Source organism: Mucilaginibacter sp. (assembly GCF_039935595.1).
Lineage (GTDB): Bacteria > Bacteroidota > Bacteroidia > Sphingobacteriales > Sphingobacteriaceae > Mucilaginibacter.
Map to the genome: position 1 here is coordinate 19,899 of NZ_JBDTJZ010000073.1, position 13,207 is coordinate 33,105.

General features: G+C 43.3%; 9 protein-coding genes and 1 pseudogene. 6 read left to right on the top strand and 4 right to left on the bottom strand.

From position 1 onward, the window contains the following. Positions 1-56 precede the first annotated feature (56 nt). Genes ABI367_RS04560 through ABI367_RS04570 form a run of 3 tightly spaced genes read right to left on the bottom strand, consistent with a single transcriptional unit; the run spans position 57 to position 6,596 of the window. On the bottom strand, positions 57-1,448 hold the full coding sequence (locus tag ABI367_RS04560) for a DUF1593 domain-containing protein (protein ID WP_462230898.1): 1,392 nt from the start codon (positions 1,446-1,448) through the stop codon (positions 57-59). 17 nt (positions 1,449-1,465) lie between these two features. Further along, the gene (locus ABI367_RS04565; protein WP_462230900.1) at positions 1,466-4,603 is read right to left on the bottom strand and encodes an arabinofuranosidase catalytic domain-containing protein; all 3,138 of its coding nucleotides are present in this window, start codon (positions 4,601-4,603) and stop codon (positions 1,466-1,468) included. A 31-nt stretch (positions 4,604-4,634) separates the two neighbouring features. Next, complete coding sequence (locus ABI367_RS04570) at positions 4,635-6,596, bottom strand: family 43 glycosylhydrolase (RefSeq protein WP_462230902.1); 1,962 nt, start codon at positions 6,594-6,596, stop codon at positions 4,635-4,637. A 246-nt stretch (positions 6,597-6,842) separates the two neighbouring features. Here ABI367_RS04570 and ABI367_RS04575 point away from each other — a divergent pair, with 246 nt between their 5' ends. From ABI367_RS04575 to ABI367_RS04585, 3 genes are all read left to right on the top strand, one after another. Continuing rightward, positions 6,843-7,844 carry an SMP-30/gluconolactonase/LRE family protein gene (locus tag ABI367_RS04575; protein ID WP_462230904.1) on the top strand — a complete coding sequence of 334 codons (1,002 nt, stop codon included), beginning with the start codon at positions 6,843-6,845 and terminating at the stop codon, positions 7,842-7,844. Continuing rightward, positions 7,845-8,339, top strand: coding sequence for a hypothetical protein (locus tag ABI367_RS04580; protein ID WP_462230906.1), 495 nt, complete (start codon positions 7,845-7,847; stop codon positions 8,337-8,339). Between the two features lie 116 nt (positions 8,340-8,455). After that, entirely contained in the window at positions 8,456-9,355 is a 900-nt protein-coding gene (locus tag ABI367_RS04585) for an alpha/beta hydrolase family protein (RefSeq protein ID WP_462230907.1), read from the top strand. A gap of 65 nt (positions 9,356-9,420) precedes the next feature. Here the strand turns inward: ABI367_RS04585 and ABI367_RS04590 are convergent, their stop codons facing one another. Next, positions 9,421-10,779, bottom strand: coding sequence for a serine hydrolase (locus tag ABI367_RS04590; RefSeq protein WP_462230909.1), 1,359 nt, complete (start codon positions 10,777-10,779; stop codon positions 9,421-9,423). A gap of 270 nt (positions 10,780-11,049) precedes the next feature. Here ABI367_RS04590 and ABI367_RS04595 point away from each other — a divergent pair, with 270 nt between their 5' ends. The 3 genes and pseudogenes from ABI367_RS04595 to ABI367_RS04605 all read left to right on the top strand — a co-directional run. Then, complete coding sequence (locus tag ABI367_RS04595; protein WP_462230911.1) at positions 11,050-11,487, top strand: DUF1003 domain-containing protein; 438 nt, start codon at positions 11,050-11,052, stop codon at positions 11,485-11,487. Positions 11,488-11,570: 83 nt separating this feature from the next. Continuing rightward, on the top strand, positions 11,571-12,773 hold the full coding sequence (locus ABI367_RS04600) for a PQQ-dependent sugar dehydrogenase (RefSeq protein WP_462230913.1): 1,203 nt from the start codon (positions 11,571-11,573) through the stop codon (positions 12,771-12,773). A gap of 56 nt (positions 12,774-12,829) precedes the next feature. After that, a pseudogene (locus tag ABI367_RS04605) lies at positions 12,830-13,207 on the top strand (hypothetical protein); the annotation flags it as partial.

Here is a 13,207-nt window from a genome sequence, read left to right on the forward strand (position 1 = left end):
ATTTGGTAAATAATGGTTAAGCGAAAATGAATATATCCTGCGTTTCTACTTCTTCTTTATTTCTTCGGCACAATAACTACCCTACGATAGCCGGTTAATACCGGGCTACCATTATCAGTAACCTCACAAATTAAATGAATACTTTTCCCGGCAGCATCGGCAGGTATTTTTAAGGTTACCCTGTTTTGATCTGTTGCCGAAAGCTGTACATCCTTATTATAAGTTCCGGCTTCGGTAAGTATCCACCAGTTATAAGTTAGCTTCTCGCCATCAGGATCAAAAGTTGCCGAGGCATCTACAGTAATAGTTGAACCCACTTTGGGTTTAAGTGTAATTTTATTTAGGCTTTTGTCTTTATTAACAATTACCACCGGGTTGCGGTTGCCAGCGCCGTTTTTGGCCCAATCCATACGGGCCGCAAAATTGTTAAATATGGCCGGATAAAACTTGTCCTCGTATTTTTTTGAAACTAAGTTCGCGGTGGTACCAGGTTGGTTGGTATACGCGGTTGTTACGCTATCTGCCGTAATGGTACGGTTAAAAAAAGCGCCCCAGCCACCCGCACTTGGGTTTTCGGGATCATTTAACCCGTTAGGCCATACATATAAAAACGAAGGGGTATCGCCCTCTACACCCCACTTGTATTTAGGATACAAAGTACCCAGGTTACCCTTGTTTTGGATATTGGCGGCATATTGCTCCCAGTTTTTTTTACCTGTGTTGTTTTGATAAAGCCAGGCAGATTCGTCCCAGATAAAAAACAGGTGATCACTAAAGCTCTTGCGCAGCCAGTAATGCGAACTTTGGTCGGGTTTAAACCGCCGCTGCGGGCGATCCTGATCGGTAATAGTATAAATACGCAGTTTATGTAAAAAGGCTTTAAACTGTTCGGGGCTGCGTTCGTGCTGTACTTTCCAAACAGCCTGTGCAACCGTATTGCCGCCACCCCAAATCAGCACCCAAACCGGGCGGTCGTCCTTTTCGTCCACGGCTTTGATAATCAGGTCGGCACCTGCCGAATTATTATCAGTACCGATATTTTTCATTTGCGCTTTTTTACTGCCTATTACCACACGTTGGCGCAAATACCCCGCGCTTGGCCAGTAGCCTATTTTTTGTTTACTTTCATTAGTCTGGAAACCTTTTTGGCCCGACCGTTTCATTAAGTTAGGCAGGTCTTTTTCATACCCATCAATTAAGGTATGGATGATCTCCGGGTGCTCATCGCCCCCATAATCGCTCCACCCTGTTGTAGAAACCAACCCTTCAATTTCAAACAGATCAGCATGAACAAGCAGCCTTATCATTGATTCCATATCATCAGGCTCAATGTTTATAGGCGCAATATCGGTTAACACCACAATGCGAGGCTTTGGTGTTTGCACCTGTGCCCTAACCTGTAATGCAAGCGTAACTGCCAGTGCTAATCCGATGAAATACTTGTTCATGCCCACTAACTTTAAATTTATTTAATAGACGCTTTGGTGTACTGATTAGCAGCGCCTGGTGTAGGCAAACCACTGATTATCTGGGCACCACTATCATGAGCTTTAGCTAACGGAACGGCAAGCATAATGCCGGTGCCTGTAACAGGCGTGTCTGCACCGTATGTATTTACAAGCGGTGCCTTAACAGTAATAGAACTGCCTGCACCATTACCACCCGGCCCACGTCTTCCCGGCGTAATGGCCGCAATAATTGCTAATTCGCGGTTTATACCGGTACCTATAATAAGGGTTTGCCCAACCTCAAAGCCTGCTACATTGCTAACCGGGATCGTTGTCGCGCCTGCGGCTGTTGCAGTATTTACAATAGTGCCACCAGCTGTACCAACCGAAGCTATGGTTGCGCTCTCGGCAGTATTGCCCGTGCCTATAGTAATTTTTTGACCGGCTTTAAAACCGTTTACGCCCGAAACTTTAATATTATTTGATCCTGCTGTTACAGCACCGGCTAATGTAACACTGCTTTGTACGGCAAAATCGTTGCAGTTGCTATCGGTATCATAACCGTCAGGATAACGGCCTAAACTTTTATTAACCTGCGTTCCGTTTTGCGTAAATCCCCTTGCTCCTGATGCAGAGCCCGGCAAATTCACAATACAACCACCCTGGCCCTGCACACCTTCTAAAGTAGCCAATTCAGGACTGGTAACAGCACCGTTTGCGCTGGAGTTACCTTGCTGCGGACCATAAACTATAGCATCAGCCACCGCGTTACCGTCCATAAGTGCCAATGAGCCTGCCGTAACAGACATTGGCATACCAAACCATTGATTTGGTTTTGGGCCCTGATAACCGGCCATCGTATTTTTAGCATCAATTACCGGCGCACCGGTATTGTGATGTTTGGTGATTTTTTCGTCAAGCACAATACCTGTGCCCAAGGCTTGCACTGCATCGCCACTTAAATGCGCAAATTTTGTGGCCGGAGAAAAGCTAATACCTGTACCCTGCGCGTATACGTCAACCCCTACCATGTGGTCAAGTTTTAATGGGGCGGTAAGCTCCACCTCTCCGGCCTCACCTGTACCCCTGAACGGTGCAGTTACCACATTTTTAATGCTTTTTATCGTAACGGTTTCCTTACGTGCGCCGGTATTTATGGTCAATGTTTCGCCGACGGTCATGGTTGAATTGTCGGTAACTTTTATCGACGTGTTACCTGCCTTTGCTTCGGCAAAAAGGTTTGATTGCGTACCGGCTTTACCAACCTCTGTTACCATCGCCACTTCGTAATTACCGCCTAAATCAATACCTATTTTTTGTCCCACTGCAAATCCTGCTGTACTGGTAACCGGGATGTTTGTTGAGCCCGCCGGTATAACCAAACGCGAACTGGTAGACACAGGAATATATAATGACGTAACCGGTGCCGCGGCTGTACCTACGCTTGCAATTTTATGCATTTCGCCATCAATATTAATGATTTGCCCGGCTGTTAAACCGGCTACACTTTGCACGTTAATTTGCATATCGCCAATATTAGCAGGGGCAATTAACCCGGACACTGCAAGGCCGAATACATAAAACCCATGCCCGTTAATTTTTGTACCTGCGGGTATGGTGCCTAATTTAACGGTAGATATTCCTCCCAGCGTATGTATAACTGTCCAGTTAGAAATATCAACCTTATTTGCCGAAGCGTTGTACAACTCAACAAACTGATTGGTTGTGCTGCCATCTGCAAAAAAACGCACTTCATTTATTTTTACCGGCGGCACGCTACGCACCCTTTGACTAATTATTTCTGATTGATTGGTACCCCAGCTTGCTTTGCCGGTGATATAGCCTGCATCCGTTGTTGCAGGCGAAGTAACTTTAAAATCAGCACTTACACTTGCACCCGGCGCAACAGCAGCAAAGCTTTTTGATGCGGCCGAAACCACCCAGCCTTTGCGTGCTGTGATGCTTAATTTTACTCCTTTTACTATTGAACCTGTTGTGTTAGTATAGGTTAATGTAACATCCTGTGCTGATTTTGGCGTAAACGTTGTTATACGCGATAGGCTTACCGGCTGCACATTATAACGTGCCGCAACTATATTAGCATGTACGGCATCTGTAGTAGCGGTGCTTGGGTAACCGCTGGTCATCACGCCCTCATAAAATGTACCGGATGATCCGTTGCCGTTATCGCCGCCATTGCCTAAAAGGATGCCTCCTTTTTTGCTCATGGGCGAGTAAGCTTTACTTGCCGGCGTACCCGGGCGAACGCCGCTATAAAAAGTTGTTAAACCTCCCTTTTGTGCATCACCGCCGCGCAGATCCCATTGGTTATTGCTGCCACCATCCATAAAGGCCGATACAAAATGCCATGAATCAATACTGGGTACATCATTTTTCTTGGCGCTAAATCCCGAAAACAGGCCGGCCTCCATATCACTCATGATCCACGGACCGCTGCCATTACCGCTACCCCATGCTGTTGATGTACCAAAATAGGTGGTCTCCATAGTACCCGTACCTACCGCACGGCTATTGGTTGACGCGTTGCCATAGTCAAAGCAGCAACCACTATCGTAATGTTTACCGTCAACCACATAATAAATACCCTCAGCTTCATCATTTATGGCCAGGTCTTTAGCGTTATTATTGCGTAAACCCATGCCCGGCATAATAAATATGCCGTAGGCTTTATGTCCGTTAATACTTACCGGTGCCATATCAGCTATCGGCAAATAATCATACATACCTTTGGCTGTGCCTTTATAGGTTCCGGGAGGGGCTTCCAACAGGTCATTACCCTTACCGCTCTGATCATATACTTTGGTTATTACGCATAAATTATTGGCGCAAAATGCGTCCTGCGCGGCAGCGTTGGCATAACCGCTTGCCAACAGGCCAATATCCATCGTTTTAGCATCCGAATTACGCCTAACCTGGTAAAGCGGGCCCTTATAAGCGGCATACAACGCACGTGTAGTGCTATGCGCAGCCACGCAAGGGGTACCTCCCTTTGCATAAATATCACAAACCCCTTCAGACTGGGCGGGATTAACATTTTTTTCCCTTTCTCCGCTCGACATCGCCATCATCATAACAGCGGCAGGCAGTATAAGCGCGGCAGATAGCAGCGCGGCAAAACGATTTTTAGTTTTCATATATGTATGTAATCTTTATTGAGCAATGGGTTTATTTTACAAAACGGATGTTTTTAACAGCAATAGCCTGTTTGGCCCCTGCCGGGAATTTAACAAATACATCATGATGGCCCTTAACATTTTTTAAAGCGGCTGCAAATGTTTTCCAGTTATTACCTGTTGTTTTAGTAACCGGCACGGTGGCTATCAGCTTACCATCTTTAAGGTCATCCAGCCATATTTGCAGTTTCCCTACTTTTGATGATGATGCAAGTACCTCAATTTTAGCCGCGCCATGCTCATCGCCCAGGTCAACGCCCGATATCATGAACCAGCCCCCGTAATTGGAGGTATTGGTAACCGCGTTGTCTTTATCTTTAAGCGGTGTTACACCATAATAGTTGCTATAACCTACGGCAGGCAATTCGGTAAATCCATCCTTGCAAATAAAGAAATCAAAATCGGCAGGCGCGCCCTCTGCAAAAAGTCCCACACTTGTACCCACCCACGAGTTATAATTTGGCTGCACTTTATCTAAACTAACTGCGCTTATTGGTTTACCTACCATAACCCATTTATTGCCATCGCCGCTGCAATAGGCGGTTAGTTCGTGCGCTTTGCGTTGTACTTTAAGCCAAATCACGTTGCCAAAAGTATTGGCTATATGCCTAACAGCAGTATCTAACTTAAATACAATTTCTTTATTACCCTGGCGTATGCCACTATACAACTGCACAAAAACGCGCTGGTTGCCATTGGTTAAGTAAATACCTGCTTTGGTCAGGCTATCGGTCGGGTTAACATCTACTTTGGTAACTGCTGTATAGTAATGGTCGGTTTCTTTCTGCATTACATGGGTACGTTCCTTATCCGGTGTAAGCCTTATCCAGCCTTTACGCGCGGTAAGCGAATAGGAAGCATTTGCCTTACGGCTTAAAAAATGCCAGGCCATACCTAATGTACTGCTGTTAAAGTAGTCAGAACTAACGCTTCGCCATAAAATACCCGATTGCGGCAAATTTGGCCGCTCAACCGGTGTGCTTACCGGGGCCGCGCCCCAGGGGCGGTCGCCTTCCCAGGTAACCTGATACAGCGAGGTTTGGCGCCCCATGCCCGACCAATCATCGCCGCCAACCTTTTGGTAGCTTTGGGCTATCGTCCACCAGGTGCCATCAGCCAATTGTACCGGTGCACCAACGTGGTTAGGTATCCTGAAGCTGGCTTTAGCATCAGTAATAGGTTTAAAAAAGTTGCCCTGTCTTACCCATTTGGTCGAGTCGGCAGTTAAAGCACTTGCCCTTAATACATATTGCCCGCCCGACACATCGCCCGCAGGATAATAGTAATAAAAACCGTTGCGTTTGTTCATTACAGGCCCTTCGGCCCAGCTATATTGCAGTTTGGCGTTTATCCAATCAAGGTTGATAACTGAACTTGTTAGTTGTCCATCTTTGCCCAATTCCTGTAAACGGTTAACCTTTTGGCCGTTTTTAATAACCATATAGGGTTTGCCATCGTCATCAACAAAAATAGAGTTATCATAACCCAGCGAGCCTGTAGCTGGATTGGTTTCAACCTTCACCGGTTTTGACCACGGTCCTTTTGGTGAATTGGCCTTACTGAACCATTGCCCATTTGATGAAAAATATATCCACCATGAACCGTAAAAATAAGTAATTGCGCCCTGCCATATCCCTTGCGAAGGCCTATCACTTACCTGCGCCGCATTTTCGGGCATTACTACCCGGCTTATTACTTCCCAATGCACTAGGTCAGTTGAATGGTAAATAGGCAGGTAGGGGGTAAAATGAAAACTTGAGCCGCAATGGTAAAAATCATTACCAACTTTCAACAAGGTTGGATCGGGATGGTCGCCAGGTAAAACGGGGTTTAAAAATGTTTTAACCTGATTGTAATAAGCGGCGGAATCGACCTTTTTTTGCGCATAGGTTGATGTAACCGCGCCCGAACATAGAGCTATTGATAGTAATAAACGGCTGTAGTAATTTCTCATACTGTGATATTTGATAAAGTTATCCGCATAAGCGGTATGGTATTTTATAATTGGTTAAATTAATGCAGATAGTGGGGCGAGCGTTGTTGCTCAATCTGCCCCGCTAATATAATGTCAAATTAACATTTATCGTCGTAATAAATAAAAATTAAGCTATAATTGTTACAACAGTGCTAATAACCGTTTGACTGTAACCAACTATTATTATATTAGCCTTAATAAACCCATTTAAACCAACCATTTGTTATGATTAACCTGCATAAATTATTACCTGCGGCATTATTGTTTGCAGGCTTAAGCACCGGCTATGCACAGCACACCAAGCCGTTAATTACCTTAAAACCATTAGACCCTGCCTTTAACGCCCTTGTAAGCAAAAATGCCAAAGCGGATATTTTAGCAACCGGCTTTTTATGGAGCGAAGGACCGGTTTGGGTAGAGAGCCAAAAGATGCTCCTGTTTTCGGACGTGAAAGCCAATATTATTTATAAATGGACCGAGGCTAAAGGCAAGGAAGTTTATTTAAAACCGTCTGGCTATACGGGTAAAATACCGCGCGGGGGCGAGTTAGGCTCCAACGGATTAGGCTTAAGCACTAAAGGTCAGTTGGTAATATGCCAGGATGGCGACAGGGTGGTGAGCCTAATGGATGCGCCGTTGGATAAACCTACAGCAAAATATACCAGAATAGCTACCGGCTACAACGGCAAAAAGTTTGACAGCCCCAATGATTTGGCTTTTATGAGCAATGGCGATATTTATTTTACCGATCCACCTTATGGCCTTGAAAAAAACACTTTAGACCCTTTGAAAGAAGCAAAATACCAGGGTGTTTACCGCATATCAAACGGTAAAATAACTTTGTTAACCACGGCTATCAGTCGCCCTAACGGTATAGGCCTTTTTCCGGGTGAAAAAAGGTTGATCATTTCCAGTTCAGATTCGCTTAAATCCAACTGGTATGTGTACGATCTGGATAAAAACGGATTGCTTACCAACGGCAAAGTATTTTACAGTGCGCAATCAGCCACAAAACATGGTAACGGCCTGCCCGATGGTTTAAAAATTGATAAACAAGGCAACGTATTTGCTGCCGGCCCTGATGGCATTTGGGTGTTTAACAGCACCGGTAAATTGTTGGGTAAAATTTTGGTGGATGACCTGGCATCGAACGTTAGCTTTAGCGCCGACCAGAAAACTATTTATGTGACCAATAACCATAGGGTGATTAGGATTAAGTTGAGGTAGGTGGGAAAAGTAAATATTAAGAGAGCGAAATGGACATTTTTAGGTCTGGTAGTTTGTTTTACGCTATCAGCATGCGATTTTAATATTAATAATAGCCCCGGCCCGCAGATGAGTGGCACTATTAAAGAATCAAAGTCTCATGGTACTTTTATTTGCGGGTACAGGATAAAGGGAAATAAGATAAATAATATACCAATAAAAGAAATATTTGCTGAACACCAATTTTGGAGAGAAGAGGGCGTGTTTTTAAAGAAAGATATCAATTGTTGTCAATCACAATTGGTTATCGTTTCTTCTAAGCCTTTTGTACTGGATGGAGTAGGGTCTGATATTAATTGGAAGATAGTTGGCTTCGAGACACGCGGTAGTTACGTGATCACTAAAGATTATAAAACCATATTATTACCTGATTCAATTCCAATTGTAGTCGTGGCAATAAACGGGAAAGATACCAGTCAAGTTGTTCAAAAACTCACACTTTATAAAACCTTATAACCCGTACCTGTATACTGATAATAAATTTTATAATCTAATATTTAGCCTGTGGTCGGTGTTATCACCGCTCCACTTTTATGATATATAAAGCATTGTACTAACCAAACACAAAATACATGAAAAAACTATTTTTAATAACCCTTTGCCTTTTCGCCATAGCTTTAACTAAGAGCTTTGCGCAGGCAACAGCGGCCAAACCAACATCACGAACTATTGAAGATGGCGGCACCGGCCCTTATAAAGCGTTAATGATACAGGAAAGCAGCTTGCCAACGCATACTGTTTTTCGCCCTAAGGATCTGAGCGCATTCAGCACCAAAAACAAATTACCCATTATTGCCTGGGGTAACGGGGCCTGCGCCAACTCGCCGTGGGAGCATGTTAACTTTTTATCAGAGGTAGCTTCGCACGGGTTTTTAATTGTAGCTATCGGTCCAATGCCGCAGGAAGGCGAAAAAGGTCGCGGCAGCTCAACCTCATCACAAATGACGGACGCTATTAACTGGGCCATCGCGCAAAACAGCGATAAAAACAGCCCATACTATCAAAAAATTGATGTGAGTAAAATTGCGGTGAGCGGCATGTCATGCGGTGGCCTGCAAACCTTAGAGACCGCGCCCGACCCGCGTGTAACTACCCAGGTTATTTATAACAGCGGTATTTTTATTGACGCGTCTACCGCTATGGGCGGTATGCCTAATTTAAAGAAAGATCAGCTTTTAAAACTACATGCCCCTACCCTGTATATTTTGGGCGGCGACAAAGACATAGCCTATACCAACGGTATGGACGACTTTAAAAACATTAACCACGTACCTGTTTTTGTAGCCAATTTTGATGTGGGCCACGGCGGCACTTATAGTCAGCCACACGGCGGCGAGTTCGCCAAAATAGCCGTAAACTGGTACAAATGGCAGCTAAAAGGCGATGCCGAAGCCGGCAAAGTATTTACCGGCAACCCTCCGGGCATTACCAAATTTCCCGGTTGGAGATATGATAAAAAGAAGATGCCGTAAGTAATTATCACCTTGTCATTTCTTACTTCGTTTCGAAATGACAAGGTGATTTATATAAAATGCACTTAATTTCTTGGCTTAATTTCAATCTTTGCCCCTTTATTAATAAAATACGTTTTGGCTATATTGCCTTTTTTGTCTAACGTAAATTCTATCTCCTGGTCATGATCCCGCGCGAAAAAGAATTTGGTTTCTGACTCAGGTTTTAATTCCATTTTTAAATCGCCGGCACCTTCGGGTTTTAAATACAACTTGTTATTATCTTCAACCAATGCCAAATAGGTATTTCCGGATGACTGCTCTATCTGGTATTTGCCAATATATTTTTTCAAAACGGCAGGGTTTATGGTTACCTCTGTTGGGATATAAGGAATTTGATACGGTAAATTGAATAGTATTGAAGAGAGTGCCTCGCTTATACCCCCAACATCGCCTTCGTTATTTGACAATATCACTATAAAAATTTTATCGTCAGGGAAACTGCCTAAAAACGAGCTAAAGCCCGGGATAGCACCAGAGTGCGAAATGCGCTTATGGTTGTTAAATTGATCAATATTTAACCCATAACCGTAATTACCCAAATAAGCCGTGGTCATTTTTAATACCGATTCTTTAGAAATAACCAACCCGTTTAATAAAGCTTTTTGCCAATTGTACAGGTCATGCACGGTTGAAATTATCGACCCGGCGCTAAACGGAATTTCCATGGAAAAATAGTCAGCATTTTTTATCCCACTTTTTTCCGGCGAATAGCCTTTGGCGCGATATAAAAGAACAGAATCAAGGTGATTAACACCTGTGTTAGCTAAGGAAGCCTTGCTTAGTATGTTTTCTTTTATATAATCGTTATAATGCTTTTTGCTTACTTTTTCAATGATACAGCCCAACAGAAAGTATCCGGAGTTGCTGTATTGCCACTTAGTACCCGGAGAAAATGCATACGGTTGGTTTTTAAACAGTACGATAACCGAATCTCTTGTTAACGCAAGTGTATGCACTGCATTAAACCGCGGCAACGCGGTATAATCGGCAATGCCCGATGTATGGTTAAGCAGCATGTGCAGTGTTACGCTATCCCCTTTTGGATACCCCGGAAAATAAACGCTCAGTTTATCATTTAAATTCAGTTTATGCTGCTCTGCTAATTGCAAAATAGCGGCTGCGGTAAACTGTTTGGTTAATGAGCCTATCTCAAATTTTGAGGATAGGGAATTAGGCACGTTCCACTCGCGGTCGGCATACCCAAATGCTTTTTGATAAATAACATTACCGTTAACGGCTACTAAAACATTGCCGCTAAATTGCTTGATAGTGGCCTGGGCTTCCATGTATTTTGAAATGGCTGCCGGATAATTTGTTTGTGCTATACTTGTAACAGGCCATAACAAATAACTTACAAGGATAGCTGATAAGATTTTTTTCATTTGCTTTAATTTTTAATGAATAATAAATAATTATTGACAAATATAATATATTTATTGATAAACAATAAATATTTACTGATTTTAATTATTTTTTTATATCCGTAAATTGATTTGGCAATTTGTACCAATTTTCTTTCCATCTAATGAACGTTGTTAGCAATAATAATGTGGTTTTCGCCCCTTACGGGTAGTTTTTAATTATATAACGGTTATTGATTGTGTGTTTAAAACAAATATCTTTATACAGCGTACACTTAAAAAAACACCTCTATGGAAAACGAAAAAACATGGCATCAAAAACACAAGGATGAATCAAGTTTTGGTCAGCATCTGGCCGACTCGGTAGCCAGTAATATGGGATCCTGGCGGTTCATTATCATACAAACAGCAATAGTTGCCGTGTGGATGATAGCCAACGTGGTGGGTTTTATTTATCACTGGGATGTATACCCCTTTATTTTATTGAACCTGTTGTTCTCTACCCAGGCAGCTTACGCGGCACCCATCATTATGATGGCCCAGAACCGGCAAAATGAGCGCGACCGCCATCACGCCGATCAGGACTATAAAACTAATGTTGAAGCCAAAAAGGAAATTGAAGAGCTTTTACAAAAGTTAAATAGCATCGAGATAGAAAAACTGGATAAAATATTAGAATTATTGCAGCCGGACGCAGATAAAAAGTCAACAGAAAAAACATCTAAATAATAGTGTAAAAAACCTATTGTAATTAAACATATTGCGGGTAACATTGTAACTTACATTGTATACCTTAATATTAAACATATCTTATGATTTCAAGATTTTATAGGCCCTTAGCCTTAGGCGCCATTATTTTATCAATAACTACTGCCTGTACCGCGCAAACCGGGGCACCGGTAGAAACTAAGGCCCCTAATAGCGATTATAAACCCGCTTTTGCGGGGCAAACCCGCATTGGAAGCGTTAAAACCAAAACGCCATATACAGCTACCGTTATTAGTACCGGATTGAGTGGCCCCTGGGGCATGCATGTTTTACCTGATGGCCGTTTACTAATCAGTGGCAAACCCGGAAATATGCAGATAGTAACAACTGCTGGTAAAATTGATAAAGTTATCACGGGTTTCCCCGCTGTGCAGTTTGCTAACCAGGGCGGTTTATTGGATGTAAATATTGATCCCAATTTTACCCAAAACCGTATGATATATTGGACCTACGCCCAACCAAGTGACGAAGGGGCTACGCTGGCTGTTGCCAAGGGCAAACTATCCGCCGACGAAACCAAGTTGGAAAACGTAAAGGTGATATATGAAGTTACACCGCGTTATGCAGGTGCCGGCCAGTTTGGTTCGCGTTTATTATTTGATAAGCAGGGCAACCTATTTGTAAGCAGCGGCGACCGCATGGATGACGCAATCCGCGTAAAAGCGCAGGACCTGAATACCACGACAGGCAAAATATTGCATATCACCAAAGAAGGTAAACCGGTAGCAGATAATCCTTTTATTGGCAAGGCCAATGCCAAACCCGAAATATATGCCTACGGTTTTCGTAACCCCGACGGCTTTGCTATTAACCCCGCAACCGGTGACCTTTGGGAAACTGAATTTGGCCCCCGTGGCGGTGATGAGGTTAACCTGATTAAAAAAGGCGGTAATTACGGCTGGCCATATGTTACTTATGGTATTGAGTATAGAGGTGTAAAGGTATATGATGGTATACAACAAAAAGAAGGGACCATACAGCCTGTTTACTATTGGGATCCGGTAATTTCACCGGGTTGTATGCTATTTTATACCGGCAACATAGCCGAGTGGAAAAATAACATGTTTATAGGCGGATTAAGCAGCCAGTTTATTACACGCCTGGTTATTGAAAACAATAAAGTAGTAGGCGAAGAGCGTTTATTGGCTGATAAAAACGAACGCTGGCGCTGTATGGCCGTTGGTAAGGACGGTGCTATATATGCAGGTACTGATTCAGGTAAGTTGTATAGGATAGCTAAGCAATAACATTAAAACCCCTTTGAAAGCAACCGAAATTAAATATTTCGCTTACTTTATAAAGCATGATATCTTCTTCAAACCACAATTATCCTATTGACATAATCCTAAGCTTTTTTCAGGATATTGGCCTGGCCCACTTGCTGGGCCCAGTTGAGACCGGCGCGGTAATGCCCGGCCTTACCATAAAAAATGGCGTAATAGTTATAGATACGGAACAATTGTTATATCCTGGTGATATGTTGCACGAAGCCGGCCATGTGGCTACCATGCCCCCTTCAGGGCGGCACACTATGAATGGTATGTTGGGCAAAACATCTGATATGGAACAAGCGTCAGAAATCATCGCACAAGCATGGTCATACGCCGCGTGTATCCATCTTGATCTTGATCCTGCGTTGGTATTTCATGAAGCAGGTTACCGCGGTGCAAGTAAAAGCCTT